The following is a 21,246-nucleotide window of genomic DNA, read 5'->3' on the forward strand; positions in this document are numbered from 1 at the left end:
TCTACTTATATACCAACTATTTGGTCACTCAGTATAGAAACGTAGCTTTATTCATGCAGAATTTTATAAATCGTTCTCGCCATCATCTCACCAAAACCGGGCACAAGAGTGAGCTCTTTTTCAGATGCTTTTAAAACACCTTGAATCCCACCAAAATGAGTTAATAAATCTCGACGACGCTTTGGTCCTAATCCTGGAATTGCTTCCAGAACTGAGGTACTACGGCGTTTATCACGTTTAGCACGATGTTTAGTAATCGCAAAACGATGGGCCTCATCACGCACCTGTTGAATTAAATGCAATGCTTTATGGTCTTCTGGTAACTGGATTTTCGTGCCATCAGTAAAATGCAGAGTTTCAAGTCCGGGTTTACGCCCTTCACCTTTGGATACACCCACCATAAAAGCATCTAGTCCAAGCTCTTGCATAACTTCCATTGCCATATGGAGTTGACCTTTACCACCATCAATCAACAGTAAATCAGGCAATATGGCCTTTTTATAACGGCGTGTTAAAGCTTGTCGCATAGCAGCATAGTCATCGCCTGCCGTGATGTCTTGAATCGCGAATTGGCGGTAGTCACGCTTACGCGCTCCGCCTTGGTCAAACACGACACATGAAGCAATTGGAGCTTCACCCATAGTATGACTAATATCAAAACATTCAATACGATCGACAGGTCTTCCCACCACTTGCTCTAACTGATGGAAACGTTCATTAAGTTCTAAATGATTACTCAACTGCCCTTTAATGGCATGCTGAACGTTCATTTCAGCTAACTCTAGCCACTCGGCACGAGTTTCTCGAACATTACTCTTAATCTGAACTTTTTTCCCAAACTGCTGCGCCAATGCTTCTTCTAATTCTTTACAGTCAGGCAATGCGATGTTCACAATGAGTTCATTGGGTACTTCATCTGCAACCTGAAAGTAAAAGTTCGCTATAAAGTCACTGAGCATTTGCCCAAGATCATCACCTAGCATGTCTGGGAAATAACTTTTTCCACCTAGCATTCGCCCATTGCGTACATACATAATTTGCACGCATGTCACGCCTGCTTGATATGCAATTGCCAGAATATCTGCTTCGCCTTTGACCTTAAATACGGCTTGTAGGGCTTGTACTTCACGCAATAAAGATAAACGATCACGGTAAAAAACAGCTTTTTCAAATTCGAGCTCAGCCGCCGCTTGTTCCATTTTTGCAATGAGCTCTTGATTAAGCTCTTTGGTATCACCTTGCAAAAAGCGAATACTATTATTAACGTCTTCTTTATAATCTTCGGGCGAAATCAGACCTACACAAGGAGCTGAACACCGCTTGATCTGGTATTGCAAACATGGGCGCTTGCGCTGTGAGAAATAGCTATTTTCACACTGACGTACATTAAAAAGTTTTTGCAAAACCAGTAATGTATCACGTGCGCTATAAGCACTTGGGTAAGGCCCAAAAAACTTACCAATTTGGTGCTTCCCTTTGCCGCGGCCACTAGCAAGCCGAGGATAAGGCTTATCGGCCGAAACAAAAATATAGACATATGACTTATCGTCCCGCAGCATAATGTTATACGGCGGGCGATATTGTTTAATTAAGTTTTGTTCTAGGAGTAAAGCTTCAGTTTCTGAACGAGTAACCAAAGTTTCAATATCATAAATTCGTGCAACTAAAGCTTGAGTTTTAGGATGCTCAATCTTTTTAACAAAATAACTCGACACCCGATTTTTTAGGTTTTTTGCTTTGCCGACATATAACAATTCGCCCTCCTTCCCTAGCATTTTGTAAACACCTGGAAGTTGGGTCATGTTGGCTAAAATTTTTTCAATATGGGGACGAGCGTTTTGATTCACTATTGGCATGCATGGCTTAATACTGAATACCTAATGTGATGTTTTCACTTCTACTTTTCAAGTGCTTTACTGTGCCAGAACATAAATTTGGAAACAGATTTGGATATGGCCCGACAAACTATGTCGTACTCGCTTAAGAATCGAGACGATAGTAACTATATTTCACGTCTTTTTCTTTATAGACCGCATAGGTTTTTTGACGGAAATCCGAGAACCAGCCATTGCCTGTGTAACCTGCAATATGACCATAAGTATGACCACTTGTTCGCTCAATAATATAAATATCGCCTTCTTGTGGACGATTAAAAGCAGGTTTAATTTTTTTATAACCGTTTTTTTCCAGCGTATGTCCCCAGTCGGAAGCAGCTACAGGATGCTTTGATACATCTGCCCCTGCCGCTTGTAGAGCAATACGAATATTTTTGGCGCATTTCTCTTTACTATGATTGGCAGATATACTTTCAAGCTTACTTGAGAAGTTATGCAAATTAATATTTTGATCTTCAGATTTATGGCTTTTGCTTTTAGATCGTTTAGATTTTTCAGTCTTCGAAGCCGCTTTGCTTAACATCGCTTTAGTTTTTAAATCGCCTTGAGAACTATTTTCTTTTCTCACTTTGATATGGTGAACATATGCATGAGCTGCGTGATGAGCATGAGCCATTTTAAAACCTACTTCCGCTAACCAGTCTTCGAAAAAACCGCGCCATTGTAGAATCAAAATTGCCTATTGGTTTTTAATAGTTGTAACAAATTGCCATCACTGTGAAGTGAGTCACAAAAGTGTTTAATTGCTCTATGCAATAAAAAAACGCCCTTTCGGGCGCTTTAATTAAAACACGTATGGTCGAACAAAAATCAGGAAGAAAATTCCAAGCATGAGGGCCCATTTTAAGAAGTAATACAACTTACGGTTTTTAGCTTTTAAAGCCTTGGCTTTAATACGAATTTGATAGACATAACCAAAAGCTTTATTTAAACCGCCTGTTTGGTCACCTGTCTCATTCGGTGAACTTGCCGCAGTCATGACTTTGCGACCAAACCAATGGTTGAAACGTTCCATCCATTTCACTTTCATTGGACGTTCAACGTCTGCAAAGAAAATAATGCGGTTTTGATCGGTCTTATTTTCAGCATAGTGAATATAAGTTTCGTCAAACACGACACTTTGACCATCACGCCAAGAGTATCTTTCACCATCGACATCAATAAAACAACGGTCATCATTTGGTGTAATTAGACCTAAGTGATAACGCAAAGAACCTGCATATGGATCACGGTGTCTTACCAAACGGCTGTCAGGTGCAAGCTCGGTAAACATTGCTGCTTTAATTGTCGGCAATGTTTTAAGAAGTGCTGTAGTTTTTGGGCAAAGCTCAGCAGCAGACGGATGACTCGATTCATACCATTTGAGGTAAAAACGCTTCCAACCTGTTTTAAAGAATGAGTTAAAACCTAAGTCATTGTAAGTACTTGAGGCTTTAATCCCACCTTGGTCATATAAAGCTTTCGCTTCATCTCGAATCATTTCCCAATTCTCATCCAGCACTTTTAAATCGTTAAAATGCTGTGTATCGATATAAGGTTGATTCGGCACCTTTGAAAAGATGTACATTAAAAAGTTAATCGGTGCGAGCAAGGTTGAATGGTCAAAAAATTGACGATAAAACGAGTGACGCACTTTGCCGCGATGTTGGATATACAATGCTGATATCACAAAAATCGCTAATATGATCCACTTAATCATATTGCTACTCTTTCAAAAGATTAGGGGCAACTTCGCCTTATGTTTAAGGAGAGAGAAACCGGAAGTTTATTTAATTGGCGCAAATTTTAACAAAATTGACTTATAAAAAGCGAATGTAAAAAAATTAAGTCAAATAATAGTCAGCATTGTTTCAATAAAAATTTAAAACATACTGTATTTTTCCCTAACTTCAAGGGGTTTAAAATTCATCAATATTTATACTGTGATTTACAGTCTAGCCTATTCACAATTGACATTTTTGACAAAAAATTAACTTTTAAAACTGAATGGTTTTGCTATAAAAATTTAATAACTTGAATGCCTGATAAAGAAAAAATTAAATTAAAACAAATGCCTTAAGTTAACTCCTATCTTTATGATTTCCTTTATGCATTTCATATAGATGAATTGAATAGTAAATAAGATGACCCTTGCGTCACGGCTTGATACAACTTGTCAGGTTTTTTTTAGATATAGTTATCGTAAGATTAGCGAAGCATAAATGTGTACCGAAGCTGTACACACGCTTCATAACATCAACTTAGAAGTCCTCCAAAACTAAGGAGATCAGGCATGATCCACGCTGGCAATGCCATTACCGTCCAAATGCTTTCGGACGGAATTGCAGAATTCCGCTTTGACTTACAAGGTGAGTCGGTCAATAAATTTAACCGTGCAACAATTGAAGATTTCCAAGCTGCTATTGCTGCGGTAAAAGCAAATAATGATATTAAAGGCTTAGTTGTTACCTCGGGCAAATCAACATTTATTGTTGGGGCAGACATTACCGAATTTGGTGAAAACTTCGCACAAGGCGAAAAAGCGATTGTTGACTGGCTTATGCCTGTTCACGAAATCTTCAATAGCTTTGAAGATTTAGAAATTCCAAAAGTTGCTGCTATTAACGGTATGGCGTTAGGTGGCGGTTTTGAAATGTGTTTAGTTTGTGACTATCGTGTGATGTCAGAAGCTGCACAAGTGGGCTTACCGGAAATTAAACTTGGTATTTATCCAGGTTTCGGTGGTAGCGTACGTTTAAGCCGTTTGATCGGTATCGACAACGCAGTTGAATGGATGGCGATGGCTGCTCCTAAGAAACCGGCTGCTGCGCTAAAAGATGGTGCTGTAGATGCGGTTGTAGCTGCTGATAAACTAATTGAAGCTGCGACTGACTTGGTTAAGCAAGCAATTTCTGGTCGTTTAAACTGGAAAGCAAAACGTCAAGAAAAGCTTGAAGCGGTAAAATTGAACCCACTTGAACAAATGATGGCGTTCAATACTGCAAAAGGTGCAGTACTTGCTAAAGCAAATCCTGCTCAATACCCTGCTCCAAAATTATTACTTGATTCATTACAAGCAGGTGCAAGCCTTGCGCGTGATGAAGCGTTAAAAGCTGAAGCTGAAGGCTTTGCAAAAGCTGCTATTACTCCACAAGCTGGTGCATTGATCGGTTTATTCCTCAATGACCAAGTGGTTAAGAAAACTGCTAAAAAACATGAAAAAGGTGCTCACCCTGTAAACCAAGCGGCTGTACTCGGCGCTGGTATCATGGGTGGTGGTATTGCTTACCAAGCAGCAAGCAAAGGCACACCAATTATCATGAAAGATATTGGTAACCCACAACTTGCTCTAGGTATGAAAGAAGCAAACAGCTTGTTAACTAAGCAAGTTGAACGCAAGAAAATGAAACCTGCGCAAATGGGTGAAACGCTTGCACGTATCCGTCCTACTTTAAGCTACGATGAGTTTAAAGAAGTTGATATCGTGATCGAAGCAGTTACAGAAAATCCAAAAGTTAAAGAAATGGTACTTGCGGATACTGAGAAGAATGTTCGTGAGAATACGATTATTGCTTCTAATACTTCTACGATTTCAATCACGCGTTTAGCAAAAGCATTACAACGTCCTGAAAACTTCGTTGGTATGCACTTCTTCAACCCAGTTCACATGATGCCGCTTGTAGAAGTCATTCGTGGTGAAAAGACTTCTGAAGAAGCGATTGCAACTACAGTTGTTCTTGCTCAAAAAATGGGTAAAACACCGATCGTTGTAAACGACTGCCCAGGATTCTTGGTTAACCGTGTATTGTTCCCTTACTTTGGTGCGTTCGACCTTCTTGTAAAAGATGGCGCAGACTTCCAACAAGTTGACAATGTAATGTCTAAGTTTGGCTGGCCAATGGGTCCTGCTTACCTCATCGACGTTGTAGGTATCGACACGGGTGTACATGGTGCAGAAGTCATGGCTGAAGGTTTCCCAGACCGTATGAAGCCAGACTACAAAGGTTCAATCCAAGCAATGTACGAAGCTAAACGTCTTGGTCAAAAGAATGACGTTGGTTTCTACAAATACGAACTCGATAAGAAAGGCAAGAAAGCAAAAACTGTTGATCCAACAGCATATGAAATCATTGCTCCTTTCGTTACTGGTGAAAAACGCGAGTTTGATAACCAAGAAATCATTGACCGCATGATGCTGGCTTTCTGTAACGAAACAGTTCGTTGCTTAGAAGACAACATCGTTGCTACTGCTGCTGAAGCAGACATGGCAATGATTATGGGTGTAGGTTTCCCTCCATTCCGTGGTGGTCCATGTCGTTATATCGACCAAACAGGTGTTGCTGAATACGTTGCACTTTGCGACAAATATGCACACTTAGGTAAGGCTTATGAAGCGCCACAAATGTTGCGCGACATGGCTGCTAACAACAAAAAATTCTACGGTTAAGGAGCAACGTGAATGGCTACTTTAAATCCACGTGACGTTGTCATCGTTGATGGCGTACGTTCTGCAATGGGTAAAACCAAAAACGGTATGTTCCGTAATGTACGTGCTGACAGCTTATCTGCTGAATTGGTTCGTGCACTCGTTGCTCGTAACCAGTTTGATGTAAACGAAGTTGAAGACCTGATCTGGGGCTGTGTAAACCAGACTTTAGAACAAGGTATGAACATTGGCCGTAACATCGGCTTATTGGCTGACTTACCAAAAACTGTTGCTGGTCAAACGGTAAACCGTCTTTGTGGTTCTTCTATGCAAGCACTTCATACTGCTGCTGCACAGATCGCAACAAACCAAGGTGATATCTTCATTATTGGTGGTGTAGAGCACATGGGTCACGTAGGTATGATGCACGGCATCGACTTAAACCCAGAAGCATCTAAACACTATGCAAAAGCATCTAACATGATGGGCTTAACTGCTGAAATGTTAGGTCGCATGAATGGCATTAGCCGTGAAGAACAAGACGCTTTTGGTGTTGAATCTCACCGCCGTGCTTGGGCTGCAACTCAAGAAGGCCGTTTCAAAAACGAAATCGTTGGTGTTGAAGGTCACGATGCAAATGGCTTCAAAATCCTTTGCGACATCGACGAAGTAATTCGTCCAGATGCAAACCTTGAAGCGTTCAAAGCATTACGTCCTGTATTTGACCCTAAAGGCGGTACTGTAACTGCTGCTACATCTTCAGCTTTATCTGATGGTGCTTCTGCTATGTTACTTATGTCTGCTGAACGCGCACAAGCATTAGGTTTAAAACCACGTGCCGTGATCCGCTCTATGGCGGTTGCAGGCTGTGATGCAGCAATCATGGGTTACGGTCCAGTTCCAGCAACTCAAAAAGCGCTTAAACGTGCTGGCTTATCAATTGCCGATATCCAGACTGTTGAGTTAAATGAAGCATTTGCTGCACAAGGTTTGTCTGTTCTTAAAGGCTTAGGTCTTTATGACAAACAAGACATCGTGAACTTAAATGGTGGTGCGATTGCTCTTGGTCACCCACTAGGCTGTTCTGGTGCACGTATCACCACTACGTTGTTAAACGTAATGGAACAACAAGATACTCAAATTGGTCTTGCGACCATGTGTATCGGCCTTGGTCAAGGTATTGCAACAGTGATCGAACGTGTTTAATTAACACCAAGATAAAAAATCCCCGCTCAGTGCGGGGATTTTTTTATCGGCCGGCTAATCCACTTTCGATTTGCTTCCGTAAATTTATGAGGTCATCAATATTCACTTTCATCGTACCATCACGATAAGCACCAACGTTACTTCGGTTAATGTTCAATGGTCTTAACATTTCGAAAATACCATTGGTTGGATCAGAAGACTGTATCCCACCCGCTACCGCTAAAATGTATTGTTGTAGGAACGGAGAAAGTTGAGATAAATCAGGCTGTGCCATAACTGGCTGATAATCTACTGTCGTCATGCCTTCAGGGACTAAAGCATTCTGTATATCGTAATGAGTTTTATACTCATGATGTTGTAGCGCCTGACGCACTTTTTTATCTTCTTGGAAAGGTACAAAGCCCACCTCTTCACGTAGCTCAGATTCAGCCATAACGCGAATTGTAGGTAAGGTAGCCACCTCTTCTGCTTGAACAGTCGGTAAACCCATAAAAGCAAATGCAGCAATGAAGGCTGATTGTTTTAGAAAGTTCATAACTTGCTCCAAAAATCAGTCATCCTATTCCAATTAAAAGATGATGATTAAATTAAAAGTATCTATAAATAGGCTACAACAAAGTCGAATTTGATTCAGTAATGCTCAGATAAACGGTAAATATAATTAAATTTTTTAATGTAATAGTAGGGTTCTTCTATTTATTAAAACCGTATTCTAATAAAACACTCTACAACTTGAACAAAAGTGTTCAGATTATAGAGTGCGATTTATCTTATAAATTTTATTTGCTCTCTAACATCTCTTTTAAAGAATCAACTAATTGCGGAAATTTCGTATAACCTTCTCTACCTAAAAAGTGTCCGCCATTAGGAACGGTAATGTACGGCGCATCAATTTCTTTCGCCAATTCAATCGTCAATTTTGGCGGAACTAAATCATCATTATCGGACAAATACACCAGCTTTTTCTTTATACCCTTAAAGTCATTTGTATCGACTTTACTCTTCGTTATATAACTATTAAGTACAGAAGAATCTGAAATGAAACCAGAGAATCCGGATACTAAAATCATTCCTCCAATATTTTGATACTGATGTCTTTGCAAAAAGTGCAGTAACGTAATTACCCCTAAACTGTGCGCAACAAAATAGGTATTTTCATCCACACTCGGGATCTGTTGATCTAAAACTTTCTGCCATGCCTCTACATCAGGGTTCTCAGAATCTGGAAATGGAATTAAGGTAACAGTCGTATGTTCATCTTCTATTTGATGTTTTAAATCTAGAAACCAATGATCATCGATAGAAGCAGAGTAACCGTGAAGCACAAATATTTGACGCATGTTCTTCTCCTGAAGTTCAAGTGTTTTGGCATTTGCAACAAATGCTATTAGTCCGAATAACACCAATAAAATGAGTTTTCTCATCATGGAACAAGTACCATTTTGAAAGATAAAAACATGCTAAACTATGACACCACTGTTAAGGTCAACCTCATTTTATGAACTTAGCTAAAGTTTCAGAGCTCACAAAAGTAAGCCCTCGAATGCTGCGTTATTACGAGAGTTTAGGGCTTATAAAGCCTCATCGAGCGAGCAATAACTATCGAAGCTATACGCAAAAAGATATTGAAAACATTAAGAAAATTAAAATATTAAATGATGCAGGCATGCACTTAAAAGATATTCAGGTCTTGCTACCTTGTTTTGATTTAGATGAACGTGTATTTACACTGTGTTCAGTAGTTCAAGAAAAACTACAAACTGAACTCATGCACGTGTCTGAGCAGTTAAACAAACTACAAACTTCTCAAAGTTTATTACAATCTTTTTTAACCAAAGGAAAAGCCGAGAACACCAAACTATAATTCTTGATGCTCATACTCTGCTTATTCTTTTAAATCTCCTTCGAGTGAAGCTACATTTCTTTTCTTAATTTTTTCAATTTTTGCATTCAGCTTCAGAACGTCTTGATAAAGCCCATTAAACTTTTTGACCTGAGCATTTTCATGAAAAAGAATCATCTGATCTTTCTTTTGCCACTCATAATTTTTTAGAAGCTTAAACATTTGTTCCGCTTTATCCAAAATTTGTAGTTCAATGATAAAAATTGCATGGTCTTGATCTGCTTTTTGCTGAGTTCCCAATTTCATTTCGAGCAGTTGCCTCATCTCTGCATCAACAGATAATTCTTGAACCTTGGCTAAGAAAGTTTTATGAATTTTTTCATATTCAGTTTGATACTGATTCGAAGCTGTACGAACATCAGCTAGCATCTTTTCGGTTTCTACAAATTTTTGCTTTTTATCAAGATCTAACCGGTCCACATTTAAAAAAGTGTCCCATTTGGCTGCTTTGAGTTCTCTTAAATATGCATTTCGTGCGTTAATATTTTGAATCCAATAACTTAATAGAAATTCTGAAATTTGCTTATAGTGTCCTGCCAAACGTTTATCATGAATATCGAGCTGGACAGGTTTAGACCAATCTTGCGCTTGTTCATAAAGCTGATTCATTTTTTCAGTCATGACGACATCAAACATTTGACTACTGTCTTTGGCCTGCTGCTGTTTGATATGTTGATAGGTGAAAAAAATAATACTTGTGATAACAATCAGACTTGCAATCGCAATCAAAACTCGGCGCATACACACCTCCTATTTCCATTCTTATAGTTTTGCTCTTTATAGTTATAAAATAGAGCTTATTCTTCTTTATATGCCATTTATTTCACAATACGCAACACTGTATTCGCTACTCAAAGCTTTAAATCCTGATCCATCATCCCTATTATGATGGGTAATTAAAATTTATGAGATTCTCCCATGCGTGTTGATGTCTGGTCTGATGTAGTTTGCCCTTTCTGTTATATCGGCAAAAAACGTCTTGAACATGTAGCTGCTGAAGCCGGTATTGAGCTTGAAATCCACTGGCATAGTTTTGAATTGGATCCTGACGCGCCAGCAAAACATGACACTTCAAATACTGAACGTTTGGCTCAAAAATATGGCCGTACCTATGAAGAGATGGAAGAAATGGAACGCAATATTGCGGCCATGGCTGCCTCTGAAGGTATTGATTTCCAATGGCAAAAGGCGAACTCGGGCAATAGTTTCAATGCACACCGCATTATTCACCTTGCTCAAAGCAAAGGTTTAGGTAATGAAGCTAAAGAAGCGTTTTTTCATGCTTATATGACTGAAGGCCTCGCAATTGGCGAGCGTGAAGTTGTAGAAGAAATTGCATCACGTATTGGCCTTGATAATGCCGAAGTTGAGTATGTATTAGATACTAATGAACTAGCTGACTTTGTCCGCCATGATGAAAAAATTGCACGTGAACAGCTCAATGTAACTGGTGTACCATTTTTTGTATTTGATCAAAGAATTGCTCTTGCTGGCGCTCAACCTCGTGAAGTCTTTTTACAAGTCTTAGAAAAAGCGCAAATCAAGGCAAATACTGAAGAAGTTGAGCAAGATGATGCAGCTGTTTGTACTGATGAATCATGTGATATTCCACAGAAATAAATGAACACATTTAAAAATGTGATCAAATCGTATGTTTTATCATCATTTTAGCAATAGAGCGTTCTAAAAAAAGAACTACCCAATTGCCAAAAATCAGTTTATTATTGCCGCTTAGAATATTCGCGCTGTAATGTTCTGTTTTTTATGTGTTTAATGATCGGAATTTGAAGTTTCCTTGATCTATCATCCTCCAGTAATGGGGGATTTTTTTTGGCTAAAAATAATGGCTAATAGCTTAAACTTTTTCCTTTATTTCAAATATGTAAAAAAAGTTAAATTTACTTAACTTTTGTGTCGCCCTCTTGATTTTATTAGAAAAATCAACAAAAGTGGAAACAACAACAAAACATAAAGATAGATATGAAAACATTTCATGTAATGCCGTACCGGCAGCTTTTTGCACTTTTAACAATTGGATTTGGTTCAGTATGCATCACTCATGCAGAGACCACCTCTTCTTCTGTAAACCAACAAGTAGGGAATACCTCAGCTGGAGTACAAACCGAAGCCTCTACAGATGAAAATGTATTAGATAAAATACCGCGTTGGGTGGACGCAACTCCAACCATTTTTCCAGAGCAGTCTAATCAACCTATTGTTCCACCTACCGAACAAACAGAAGATCAAACTTGGGTTGACCGTAAACAAAAGAAAATTCGTAATTGGGCCGATCGTACTTCTGAAAAAATTGATGATTGGTTTGGCGACGTCGATCCACAAAAACCGGCAACAGCAACCATTCGGGTAATGGTCGACAACTATTGGAATGAATACGACAACTTTGAAATTAAGCCCAGAATTCGCGGTAAGATTAAGCTCCCTACACTAGAAAAACGTCTAAGTGTGGTATTTGGTGATGACTCTTTAGATGATGAATTTAATAACAGTCCAGCCAATATTAATCAGAACCCGAATCAAGATCCAAACAAAAAATTAGATGGTAAACGAACTCGAGATGACAACAGCTCGATTGCTTTACGTTGGTCAAATTTCTCTAAAAAACTGCCTTTTGAAACCGATGCAGACTTAGGTATTCGTTCTGGGGACGATATTTATGTTCGTTTAAAAGCATCAAGAGATTGGCAACTCCGTAATGATTTTAAGTTCTATGCTGAGCAAATTTATCGTTATGGAATAGACAGCGAAAACTATTTACGTACCAATCTTGAACTTACACATGCCAGACCAAATCAACCGTTTTTATCGAATCAGTTCAGCTTAACTTATGCTGATGATCAAGACGATGATTTAGCTTGGGAAAACAGAACTTTCCGTGAGCACAGTTTCTTTGCCAATAACCGTTTTAATTATGGTATTTATACAAGCGGTTATTACAACGACAATGACTTACGCTTAAACAGTTGGGGTCCGTTTGTTTCATGGCGTCAACCCGTTTTACGTGAATGGTTCTTTGTACAAGGCGATGTAAATTACTTTAATGACCACCGCGAAGATCGCAATCATTTTGTCAGCACCTTCTTACGCTTAGAAGCACTTTTTTAAGCTAGCCAACGTCACCTTGGAACCTCATCCAAGGTGATGAATCATAAAATACTTTTAAATAAAATTTTAAGCTTAGCCTTCTAAAGTACTGTTCTGATTTTTTATTTTTGATTCCTTCTCTTTAAAAATGAATCAATTTTCTTCTTTTTCATTTCAAAATAGATCGGCTATCTTCATTTGTATTTATAGTTTGGGTGTATTGGCTTTACTTCCCCATTCTCAATTTTTTTATCACTCTTTAAAACATAAAAGGTCACGGCGTTACCCCTATTCTTCTACAAGTTTCGCTCAAGTAAAAAAACAATCACTTTCACTCTCTCCTTGTGAAGTAGAGCCAAATAATAGCTTATCTGAGGCTCCTTTAATTCAAGAGCTTATGGCTGTATTCGGAAATGATACGTTATGGAAACGTGCGACTCAGCCTGAAAAAACTTATAAAGCTTTGGGTAAAAGAAAGAAGAAGAACTCCTCAACCCAGGTTTCGGTCACAAATCCACTGAGTGCGAGCTGGGCCACCATTTCAACTTGGATGCCTTTTGAAAATGACCTTGATTTAGGCTCAAATTCAGATAGTGATATCTACGTACAATTTTTAGCAAAGAAGAAATGGAATTTGAGACATAACATTAGCTTTGATACAGAACAAATCTTTCGTTACGGCTCTACTAGCCGAAATTACTCTGAAACTACCCTAAACTTAACGCAGAAAATGCAAGACAATACCCTTTTTGCTAACAAATTTAATGTGAATAAGGGTGAAAATGAAGATTACAACTGGGGTAACTGGACTTTCCAGCAATTTGAATTTGTAAAAGATAATAGTCTGACTTACGGTGTGTATAGCGGTGGCATTTACACCAAAAATGATATCCGACTCAATAGTTGGGGTCCCTACATTTCATGGCGACAACCAATATGGAGAGATTGGATTTTTATGCAAAATGATCTTAATTTTTTTAACCATCTTGATGATGACTCTAAGCATCAGCTTAGTGTCCAAATGAATCTAGAAGCTAATTTTTAGCCAAATATCATCAAGTTGTGGATAACTCTTTCTTTATCCACAAAAAAGCCCCTGAACATTCAGAGGCTTTTTTTTAAGCTAAATTACTTCAGCAATAAGCTATTAATACGTTTTACATAAGCAGCAGGGTCTTCGGGTAAACCACCTTCAGCAATGACAGCCTGATCGAAAATCACGTTTGCCAAATCATCAAACTGCTCTGACCCATCAAGTTTCTTCACTAAAGGATGCTCAGGGTTAATTTCTAAAATCGGTTTAATTTCCGGCACCGCTTGCCCTGCTTGTTTCAGCATACGAATGAGTTGAGGAGATAACTCACCTTCGCTCGTTACTAAACACGCAGGAGAATCAACTAGACGCGTCGTTACACGTACTTCTTTAGTTTTAGCCTTCAATGAGTCACTTAATTTCTCAACAACAGGCTTAAACTGTTCAGCTGCTTCCTCAAGTGCTTTTTTCTCTTCCGCATCTTGCAAGTCGCCTAAATCAACCGCGCCTTTAGATACATTCTTTAATGGCGTACCGTCAAACTCATGAACAAAATTCATTGCCCACTCGTCAACACGCTCTGCCATTAATAATACTTCAATGCCTTTTTTCTTGAACAACTCTAGCTGTGGTGAGTTTTTCGCTGCCGCTAAGCTATCAGCAGTCACATAGTAGATGGCTTTTTGGCCCTCTTTCATGCGTGCCTTATAATCAGCAAAAGAAGTCGTAACTTCATCATTTGTCGATGTCGCATAACGTAATAATTTTAAAATACGTTCGCGGTTACCAAAGTCTTCACCCAAGCCTTCTTTAATTACTGAGCCAAACTCACTGTAGAATGTCTTGAATTTTTCTTGGTCTTTTTCATCTTCTGATTTAGCTAAACCATCAAGCAAAGTTAATACACGGCGCGCATTACCTTCACGAATTGTTTTGACATCACGACTTTCTTGCAACAACTCACGGCTAACATTAAGCGGTAAATCCGCACTATCCACAACACCTTGAACAAAGCGTAAATAGTTTGGAATTAAATTATCCGCATCATCCATAATAAAGACGCGTTTTACATATAGCTTAATTCCCGCTTTTGCTTCGCGCGTAAAAATGTCATGTGGCGCTTTACTTGGAATATAAAGTAATTGCGTATATTCAGTACTACCTTCAACACGGTTATGTGCCCAAGCCAATGGTGCTTCAAAGTCATGCGTTAAGTTTTTATAGAACTCAACATATTGCTCTTCCGTAACTTCACTCTTGTTACGTGTCCATAATGCACTTGCCGAGTTAATTGCTTCCCACTCGTCAGTTTTGACCATTTGGCCGCCTTTAGGCTCTTCCCCTTCAGCAACCTCTTCTTCCTGCCAAACTTCTTTTTGCATTTCAATTGGCAAGCTAATGTGGTCAGAGTATTTATTAACGATCTGCTTAACTTTATAAGACTCTAGATAATCAAGCGCATCATCACGTAAGTGAAGAATAATGTCGGTACCACGTGAAGCCTTATCAATTTGCTGAACTTCAAACTCACCTGTACCGCCACTAATCCAGCGCACCCCTTCAGATGCATCTAGACCCGCACGGCGTGATTCAACCGTAATTTTATCGGCAACAATAAAGCCTGAATAAAAACCAACACCAAATTGACCGATCAATTGAGCATCTGCTTTTTGATCGCCCGTCAATTTTGACATGAAATCTTTAGTACCTGACTTCGCAATCGTACCTAAGTTATCAATTGCTTCTTGTTGGCTTAAACCAATACCGTTATCAGAAATTGTTAAGGTTTTATCTTCTTTATTTAAGCTGATTCGTACATGCAAGTCCGGATCATTTTCATAATATTCAGGATGATTAATTCCTTCAAAACGCAACTTATCACATGCATCTGATGCATTAGAGATAAGCTCACGTAAGAAAATCTCAGGGTTAGAATAGAGAGAATGCGTCACTAAATGTAAAAGCTGGGCAACTTCTGCTTGGAAACTATAATTTTGTGATGCTTGTTCACTCATAAATCACTCCTTAAATTTTGAAGCTGTTTGTTCTCGAATGCTTTATGAATGGAGTACTTCTAGAATTTTTCAATCCTGAATATTAAAAATTTTTACTCTAATTAAAATGGACCGTGGCTTAACACTCTATCTTGCAATATCGTGTCTAACTGTTTTTGGCGTTGTTGATAAGCATTGCTAATACAACTTACGCTAGCCGCACAAGCATTTCGCTTTTTCAACCATTGGTATTGAGCATCTTTCTGACTATCACGTCCACCCATAGGTAAAGCATGCAGGACAATTTGATACGTTGTTGCCATTTTTACATCAGCATCATTTAAAGATCGATTTTTACAAATACTTTTTTCCGTTTTCGTTTTTGCAGCATCACACGAAAAACTCGCAGCTTGTGAACTTTGTGTAAAAGCAATACCGCTCAGAAGTGCGAAACAAATGGCTAATTTGTTATTCATGTTTTTCTTCCCATGTTTGTAATGAATAGAAATTAGTTTAGAAAAAAACTTGCAGTAAATATGTATAAAACTGTCTGTTTTATGCTTTTTTTAGTGCAAATAAAGTGTATAAAAAACCTCACATAAAATATATGTGAGGTGCCTGAGTCTAGGTTTATTATTATATTTTTCTATTTATTATTATGCTTAGAATTTATAGCTATAACCTAGAGTGTAAACAAAAGGATTAATATCTAGATCAAATTTAGCGCCATTTGTTAAAGTAACTTCAGGACTTAAATCAGCATAACGTACGTCTACAAATACACCCCAGTTTTTAGCATCAGCAGGTTGGAAATTAAAACCGACTTGGCCTGCTACACCAAAATCTTCTTTTACTTTGTCTGCAACACCCTGCTCGTCCCAAGGAATAAATGCTGTTGCACCGATACCAATATATGGGGTAAAACGAGTTGAGTTTTTAAAATGATATTTAGCAGTAATCGTTGGTGGTAACTGTTTAATACGTGCCGCATTTTTACCATCTAACAAAACATCATGATTAACTGGTGTTGCTAATAATAACTCTGCTGAAAATGGAGATTGACCAAAAAAGTATTCTACCGATGGTGTAAATGCATATTCTTGATCTGCTTTTACTACACCTAAAGGTGTTGTTGTATCTTCTGAGGGAGCAATAAAACTGCCACCAAATTTCACTTGCCAGTTACCGGCAAAAGTAAAAGAAGAAACCCCCATTAATGCAATAACCAAAGCTTTTTTGAGCACTTTAATATCTCCAACCTTATTTATATTTATAATAAACATTTATTTTAAAACCATGCAATACTCATTATAAAATTATTTTATTATTTATTTTTAAATAACTGTTTTAAATAAAATTATATATTAACCAACCGTTTTAATAGACTTTAATTCCAACCATATTAATCAAGATTATTTTATATTACCAACTATTTTAATATACTTTCAATTCTGAGTATTTTAATATAATTTATTTAAAATACATGTTTTATTTAAGCAATAAAAAACCTTCTTAATTTAAATCTAAAGATTATGATTAAGAAGGTTTATATTTTAATATTTTATAAAAAACTATAAAACCATGGCAGCAATCCAGCCAAAAATTAATAGCGGAATATTAAAGTGAATAAAGGTAGGGACGACTGTATCCCAAATATGGTCATGTTGACCATCTACTCCCAAACCAGCTGTTGGTCCTAAAGTTGAGTCAGAAGCTGGTGATCCAGCATCACCTAATGCTGCTGCTGTACCAATAAGTGCAATCGTTGCTAATGGAGAGAAACCAAATTGCACACATAAAGGCACATAAATAACCGCTAATACAGGAACACTTGAGAAAGATGAACCAATACCAATTGTCACAAATAAGCCAATACAAAGCATTAAGAAAGCAGCAAGTGCACGGTTATCTCCGATAATCTCGACTACCCCATTTACTAACTGATTAATATCACCAGTATGAGTCATAACCGAGGCGAAACCGGCAGCAGAAATCATGATGAAACCGACTAAAGCCATCATTCGCATGCCTTGTACAAAGACATCATCTGCATCTTGCCATTTGAAAATTCCGGCAGTAGATAGAACAGCAAAACCGACTAAACCACCCAAAATCATTGAACCTGAATACAGCTGCGCGGCAAGCGTCAAGCCAATTGCAAGTAATGCCATCAAGATCGTTTTCTTTGCAATAACTGGTGCTTGCTCTGCTTCATGCTTTAGCTCTTCCGCGTCTGCTTTTAAGTCTGCTGTTTCAACTTGGGTCGTTGCGCGAAGAGGCTTATCTAAATCAATCGTAGCCACAGGGGTAATTGCACGATCGACATAAATTCTTGGTTTACGATAACTAATAAATACCGCAACCAAGGTGCCTAACACCATACCTAAAACAGGAATAGCCATGCCAATTGGCATCATTGCCCGATCAACATGTAAGCCGTACGCCGCGCCAATCTTGTTAATATTTCCCATTAAAATCTGTTCAAGGAAAATTGCACCGAATCCAACTGGAAGAAAGATATAAGTACCTACTAACCCTAGCGTAAGCACACAAGCTGCTGCTCGGCGGTCTAATTTTAGATGGTTCATTACCTTTAATAGAGGCGGAACCAATACAGGAATAAAAGCAATATGAACTGGAATAAGGTTTTGAGAGAAAATAGCAGAAATTAATAAAATACCTAAAAGTAGATATTTCACTTTAGTCTGACGGCTTTTTCCAGCTTCCATTCCCAATAAACCAATCAGCTTATGGGCAAGTAAATCAGGTAATCCAGATTTTGAAAGTGCCAGAGCAAATGCTCCTAACACTGCATAGGCAAGTGCAACTTCAGCACCATCACCAAGACCAGCGTTAAAAGCTTCAACGGTTTGAGAAAGGCTTAAACCTGCTACGAGCCCGCCCACAATGGCAGAAACCACTAAAGTCAGTACGACAGAAACGCGCGCCAGTGATAATAAGAACATCACTGCAATCGCAATAACGACAGCATTCATGAATAAGTTCAGAGCAAAACAAAAGGCGATATTCTAGCAGATTCATATCTATGAAGCCGAAAATATCGCCGAATTAACAGTTTTATGCAGTCATTCTATTCTTAAGCTTGAGCTTTAATAAATTCACGAACATGGGTTGCTATTTTCTCAGGCTCACTCAGAATGGCCCAGTGATTTGCCTCAAGCTCTACATATTCAAAATTTTCAACCCACTGTGGCATAGCCTCAGTGATGTATTCAGGGCTCACAAACGTATCATATTTTAAAATAACTGCTTTTACTGGGCACTGTGCATAACGTTGACGTGGGCCAGTTAAGCGAGGAATAAAATTGGCACGATATAAATTAATGCCATATTTACCATCAGCATTAATATTATTATTTAAAGGTAAATTATTTTTTCTTTCTAATTGAGTAAGAATTTTACCCCATTTTTCTGGACTAAAAAGAGACCATACTGTGGGTGCGAGCAGTGGAAGATGAAATGCCCCGATATACCAAGATTTGGTTAATATTTTTAAGATTTGGGCTGGCGAAGATTTAAATTTATCACGCAAAAATAAAGCGGCATGATCAAGACACGGCCCAGAAATGGTGGTGTATGATAATAAACGTCCTTTGAACTTAGGCTCGGTGACCGATTCCCAAGACTGAATAGAACCCCAATCATGTGCAGCCATATGGAATTGGCGATTCGGTAACAACTCATCTACCACTTCTTGTAAATCTAAAGATAAACGCTCTAAACGATAATCACGTATACGTTTTGGTATAGATGACAAACCTGCTCCACGCACATCGTAAGTAACAATGTAGAAGTCATTGATCAAATGCTCAATGATTGATTCCCATACTTCTTGATTGTCTGGATAGCCATGTACTAAGACTAAGGGAATATTTTTTTCATCACCCCATGCTTTAGCATAAAGCGTTTGTTGATCACTTGTTGTTACTGTATGAACTTTTGGCTGCATAATCATTTCCTATCTTGTTTTTCAATCGATCATGTCGTTAGTCGGATAGAGCATTGCCATCAATATAAAAAAGATGATACTTATCTAGTATGAATACTGTTGCAATAAAAAAAATTGACTATTATGGCTATTTTAAGAAGACTTCAGAACAATCCTACGATTTCAAAATTTCTATTTAATCACTATCCCCCTTATCGTGGTGCAGGGATTTATATTGAAATCATGAATTTAGAACTTTGCCATGTGCGTGTAAAGATGCCGCTGACTTGGAAAAACCAAAATTTAGTCGGTACACATTTTGGTGGAAGTCTTTATTCAATGGTTGACCCATTTTATATGATGATTCTTATGCATCATCTCGGATCAAAATATATTGTTTGGGATAAAGCTGCTGAAATTAATTTTCTTTCGCCTGGCCGCAGTACTGTACATGCAGATATTCGAGTCGATTTAGCCGAAATTGAACAAATTCGTGAACTTGCCGAAAACTACGCACCTGTTTTAAGAACCTATCATCTAAATATCTTTGATGAATCCGGGGTAAGAATTGCAGAGGTTCAAAAAACACTTTATATCAGACGTAAAAAAGCTAAGCCTTTCCCTCAATAAAAATAAGCGCTTATTAGCGCTTATTTTATAAATCTGCAAACCTTTTATTTTTTCTCTTCAATTGCTGCACCAGCACCACCACCGATTGCACCACCAATAGCAGCACCAGAGTCACCACCAATCAATGCTTTACCTACGACAGAACCAATACCAGCACCAATTGCGCTCTTGGTCGTTGTTTGTTTACTACCACCTTGGGTATTAGAACCGACACCAGCACCGACTGCTGCACCTAAACCTGCACCAATACCACCACCGACATGGTTACCTAAGCCACCACCAAGTGCTCCACCTGCTGCCGCTGCACCAATACGCTGGTCAGATGGGCTCATATTTTGACAGCCTGTGAACATAAGTGTAGACAACATTAAAGCAGAAACTAATCCAATTGTTTTTTTCATGACCGTACTCACTACTACTTGTCCTAATGAAAAGAATAGTCCTCTTTTATGAGGAATTTGATCAGATTGTGTTATTCGTCTGTCCTAATCGATAGATATTTTGTAAAGCTCTTCTTTTTATTTATTCGTCCAAATTTTAATTATAAAAAAGAAGCCTCTATTCATATAAAGGCTTCTTTAATTTAAATCTTATTAAGGATACTTTTAGTATTTTCCTTTCTTCTCTTCATAAGCCGCGCCTGCACTACCACCAAGTGCTCCACCTGTAGCAGCACCAGTATCGCCGCCGATGATAGCTCCACCTAAAACAGCACCTAAACCTGCACCAATTGCACTGTTACGTACTGTTTTACTGCTAGATCCTTTTGCGTTAGCTGCAACACCTGCGCCGAGTGCCGCTCCCAAGCCAGCACCAATATTACCGCCTACATGTTTCCCTACCGCACCGCCTGCACCGCCACCAATCGCTGCCGAACCAATACGTTTACTTTCTGGACTAGCATTTTGGCAACCAACGAATAAAGTTGTTGACATCAGGCCAACACTAACAATCATCATCATTTTTTTCATTAGATATACTCCAGTCTTCATAAGCGGGTAGCCTAATATATTTTTGTGAAGTTTTTATCCCGCTTAAGTAATAAATTAATGACTCTTTAATATGTTTATGTAATGACAACTTTTTATTGTTAAAAATAAAGATCAATAAAAAAGGCACCCTGAGGTGC

Annotated in this window: 20 protein-coding genes and 1 pseudogene; 8 read left to right on the forward strand and 13 right to left on the reverse strand. The window is 38.3% G+C overall.

Annotated features, from left to right (window positions below; translation table 11 throughout):
* Window positions 1–47 precede the first annotated feature (47 nt).
* The 3 genes from uvrC to lpxO form a co-directional block, all read right to left on the reverse strand.
* Entirely contained in the window at window positions 48–1,847 is a 1,800-nt protein-coding gene (uvrC, locus tag SOI81_RS15875) for an excinuclease ABC subunit UvrC (RefSeq protein ID WP_320541592.1), read from the reverse strand.
* A gap of 133 nt (window positions 1,848–1,980) precedes the next feature.
* Window positions 1,981–2,511, reverse strand: coding sequence for a CHAP domain-containing protein (locus tag SOI81_RS15880; RefSeq protein ID WP_320540991.1), 531 nt, complete (start codon window positions 2,509–2,511; stop codon window positions 1,981–1,983).
* A 168-nt stretch (window positions 2,512–2,679) separates the two neighbouring features.
* Window positions 2,680–3,594 (reverse strand): lipid A hydroxylase LpxO, encoded by a 915-nt coding sequence (lpxO, locus tag SOI81_RS15885; protein ID WP_320540992.1) that lies wholly within the window; start codon window positions 3,592–3,594, stop codon window positions 2,680–2,682.
* A gap of 318 nt (window positions 3,595–3,912) precedes the next feature.
* Here lpxO and SOI81_RS15890 point away from each other — a divergent pair.
* The 3 genes and pseudogenes from SOI81_RS15890 (at window position 3,913) to fadA (ending at window position 7,506) form a co-directional block, all read left to right on the forward strand.
* Window positions 3,913–4,017, forward strand: a pseudogene (locus SOI81_RS15890) (hypothetical protein).
* Between the two features lie 150 nt (window positions 4,018–4,167).
* Window positions 4,168–6,321: a fatty acid oxidation complex subunit alpha FadB gene (fadB, locus tag SOI81_RS15895; RefSeq protein ID WP_239974964.1), complete on the forward strand. Its 2,154-nt coding sequence runs from the start codon at window positions 4,168–4,170 to the stop codon at window positions 6,319–6,321.
* 12 nt (window positions 6,322–6,333) lie between these two features.
* On the forward strand, window positions 6,334–7,506 hold the full coding sequence (gene fadA / locus SOI81_RS15900; protein WP_016142399.1) for an acetyl-CoA C-acyltransferase FadA: 1,173 nt from the start codon (window positions 6,334–6,336) through the stop codon (window positions 7,504–7,506).
* Window positions 7,507–7,549: 43 nt separating this feature from the next.
* Here the strand turns inward: fadA and SOI81_RS15905 are convergent, their stop codons facing one another.
* Together SOI81_RS15905 and SOI81_RS15910 are read right to left on the reverse strand one after the other, a co-directional pair.
* Window positions 7,550–8,041: a hypothetical protein gene (locus SOI81_RS15905; RefSeq protein WP_239974966.1), complete on the reverse strand. Its 492-nt coding sequence runs from the start codon at window positions 8,039–8,041 to the stop codon at window positions 7,550–7,552.
* Window positions 8,042–8,285: 244 nt separating this feature from the next.
* Window positions 8,286–8,933, reverse strand: a complete 648-nt coding sequence (locus SOI81_RS15910) for an RBBP9/YdeN family alpha/beta hydrolase (protein WP_239974968.1) — start codon at window positions 8,931–8,933, stop codon at window positions 8,286–8,288.
* A 71-nt stretch (window positions 8,934–9,004) separates the two neighbouring features.
* Between SOI81_RS15910 and hmrR the strand changes: the two genes are divergently transcribed.
* Entirely contained in the window at window positions 9,005–9,370 is a 366-nt protein-coding gene (gene hmrR, locus SOI81_RS15915; RefSeq protein WP_239974970.1) for a MerR family transcriptional regulator, read from the forward strand.
* A gap of 21 nt (window positions 9,371–9,391) precedes the next feature.
* Here the strand turns inward: hmrR and SOI81_RS15920 are convergent, their stop codons facing one another.
* A complete protein-coding gene (locus SOI81_RS15920; protein WP_239974972.1) occupies window positions 9,392–10,150 on the reverse strand; it encodes a hypothetical protein in 759 nt (252 codons plus the stop codon).
* Between the two features lie 177 nt (window positions 10,151–10,327).
* On the opposite strand from SOI81_RS15920, the gene dsb reads away from it, so the two are divergent.
* From dsb to SOI81_RS15935, 3 genes are all read left to right on the forward strand, one after another.
* Complete coding sequence (gene dsb, locus SOI81_RS15925) at window positions 10,328–11,029, forward strand: DsbA family oxidoreductase (RefSeq protein ID WP_239974974.1); 702 nt, start codon at window positions 10,328–10,330, stop codon at window positions 11,027–11,029.
* 360 nt (window positions 11,030–11,389) lie between these two features.
* On the forward strand, window positions 11,390–12,532 hold the full coding sequence (locus tag SOI81_RS15930) for a hypothetical protein (RefSeq protein WP_224992395.1): 1,143 nt from the start codon (window positions 11,390–11,392) through the stop codon (window positions 12,530–12,532).
* 127 nt (window positions 12,533–12,659) lie between these two features.
* Window positions 12,660–13,556, forward strand: coding sequence for a selenocysteine synthase (locus SOI81_RS15935; protein ID WP_239974976.1), 897 nt, complete (start codon window positions 12,660–12,662; stop codon window positions 13,554–13,556).
* 83 nt (window positions 13,557–13,639) lie between these two features.
* Here SOI81_RS15935 and htpG read toward each other — a convergent pair whose 3' ends face one another.
* The 5 genes from htpG to SOI81_RS15960 all read right to left on the reverse strand — a co-directional run bounded on the left by htpG (window position 13,640) and on the right by SOI81_RS15960 (window position 19,514).
* Window positions 13,640–15,559, reverse strand: a complete 1,920-nt coding sequence (gene htpG, locus SOI81_RS15940) for a molecular chaperone HtpG (RefSeq protein WP_016142407.1) — start codon at window positions 15,557–15,559, stop codon at window positions 13,640–13,642.
* Between the two features lie 101 nt (window positions 15,560–15,660).
* A complete protein-coding gene (locus SOI81_RS15945; protein WP_239974978.1) occupies window positions 15,661–16,014 on the reverse strand; it encodes a lysozyme inhibitor LprI family protein in 354 nt (117 codons plus the stop codon).
* Window positions 16,015–16,200: 186 nt separating this feature from the next.
* Window positions 16,201–16,782, reverse strand: coding sequence for an OmpW/AlkL family protein (locus SOI81_RS15950; RefSeq protein WP_239974980.1), 582 nt, complete (start codon window positions 16,780–16,782; stop codon window positions 16,201–16,203).
* 327 nt (window positions 16,783–17,109) lie between these two features.
* Entirely contained in the window at window positions 17,110–18,534 is a 1,425-nt protein-coding gene (locus SOI81_RS15955; RefSeq protein ID WP_224992399.1) for a Na+/H+ antiporter family protein, read from the reverse strand.
* A gap of 101 nt (window positions 18,535–18,635) precedes the next feature.
* The gene (locus SOI81_RS15960) at window positions 18,636–19,514 is read right to left on the reverse strand and encodes an alpha/beta fold hydrolase (RefSeq protein ID WP_239977152.1); all 879 of its coding nucleotides are present in this window, start codon (window positions 19,512–19,514) and stop codon (window positions 18,636–18,638) included.
* A 117-nt stretch (window positions 19,515–19,631) separates the two neighbouring features.
* On the opposite strand from SOI81_RS15960, the gene SOI81_RS15965 reads away from it, so the two are divergent.
* Complete coding sequence (locus SOI81_RS15965; protein WP_104080675.1) at window positions 19,632–20,117, forward strand: DUF4442 domain-containing protein; 486 nt, start codon at window positions 19,632–19,634, stop codon at window positions 20,115–20,117.
* 44 nt (window positions 20,118–20,161) lie between these two features.
* Here the strand turns inward: SOI81_RS15965 and SOI81_RS15970 are convergent, their stop codons facing one another.
* A complete protein-coding gene (locus SOI81_RS15970; protein WP_224992402.1) occupies window positions 20,162–20,518 on the reverse strand; it encodes a DNA transfer protein p32 in 357 nt (118 codons plus the stop codon).
* A 204-nt stretch (window positions 20,519–20,722) separates the two neighbouring features.
* Window positions 20,723–21,088: a DNA transfer protein p32 gene (locus SOI81_RS15975; RefSeq protein ID WP_224992403.1), complete on the reverse strand. Its 366-nt coding sequence runs from the start codon at window positions 21,086–21,088 to the stop codon at window positions 20,723–20,725.
* Between the last annotated feature and the right edge of the window lie 158 nt (window positions 21,089–21,246).

The organism is Acinetobacter pittii, from assembly GCF_034067285.1.
GTDB lineage: Bacteria > Pseudomonadota > Gammaproteobacteria > Pseudomonadales > Moraxellaceae > Acinetobacter > Acinetobacter pittii_E.

Excerpts from the sequence above, each read along its gene's own strand:
- SOI81_RS15920 (WP_239974972.1), bottom strand. The coding sequence starts at position 10,150 with ATGCGCCGAGTTTTGATTGCGATTGCAAGTCTGATTGTTATCACAAGT.
- SOI81_RS15935 (WP_239974976.1), top strand. The coding sequence starts at position 12,660 with ATGAATCAATTTTCTTCTTTTTCATTTCAAAATAGATCGGCTATCTTC.
- SOI81_RS15945 (WP_239974978.1), bottom strand. The coding sequence starts at position 16,014 with ATGAATAACAAATTAGCCATTTGTTTCGCACTTCTGAGCGGTATTGCT.
- dsb (WP_239974974.1), top strand. The coding sequence starts at position 10,328 with ATGCGTGTTGATGTCTGGTCTGATGTAGTTTGCCCTTTCTGTTATATC.
- SOI81_RS15930 (WP_224992395.1), top strand. The coding sequence starts at position 11,390 with ATGAAAACATTTCATGTAATGCCGTACCGGCAGCTTTTTGCACTTTTA.
- SOI81_RS15955 (WP_224992399.1), bottom strand. The coding sequence starts at position 18,534 with ATGAATGCTGTCGTTATTGCGATTGCAGTGATGTTCTTATTATCACTG.
- SOI81_RS15975 (WP_224992403.1), bottom strand. The coding sequence starts at position 21,088 with ATGAAAAAAATGATGATGATTGTTAGTGTTGGCCTGATGTCAACAACT.
- hmrR (WP_239974970.1), top strand. The coding sequence starts at position 9,005 with ATGAACTTAGCTAAAGTTTCAGAGCTCACAAAAGTAAGCCCTCGAATG.
- SOI81_RS15910 (WP_239974968.1), bottom strand. The coding sequence starts at position 8,933 with ATGATGAGAAAACTCATTTTATTGGTGTTATTCGGACTAATAGCATTT.
- SOI81_RS15960 (WP_239977152.1), bottom strand. The coding sequence starts at position 19,514 with ATGATTATGCAGCCAAAAGTTCATACAGTAACAACAAGTGATCAACAA.
- SOI81_RS15970 (WP_224992402.1), bottom strand. The coding sequence starts at position 20,518 with ATGAAAAAAACAATTGGATTAGTTTCTGCTTTAATGTTGTCTACACTT.
- SOI81_RS15965 (WP_104080675.1), top strand. The coding sequence starts at position 19,632 with ATGGCTATTTTAAGAAGACTTCAGAACAATCCTACGATTTCAAAATTT.
- lpxO (WP_320540992.1), bottom strand. The coding sequence starts at position 3,594 with ATGATTAAGTGGATCATATTAGCGATTTTTGTGATATCAGCATTGTAT.
- SOI81_RS15905 (WP_239974966.1), bottom strand. The coding sequence starts at position 8,041 with ATGAACTTTCTAAAACAATCAGCCTTCATTGCTGCATTTGCTTTTATG.
- htpG (WP_016142407.1), bottom strand. The coding sequence starts at position 15,559 with ATGAGTGAACAAGCATCACAAAATTATAGTTTCCAAGCAGAAGTTGCC.
- fadA (WP_016142399.1), top strand. The coding sequence starts at position 6,334 with ATGGCTACTTTAAATCCACGTGACGTTGTCATCGTTGATGGCGTACGT.
- fadB (WP_239974964.1), top strand. The coding sequence starts at position 4,168 with ATGATCCACGCTGGCAATGCCATTACCGTCCAAATGCTTTCGGACGGA.
- SOI81_RS15880 (WP_320540991.1), bottom strand. The coding sequence starts at position 2,511 with ATGGCTCATGCTCATCACGCAGCTCATGCATATGTTCACCATATCAAA.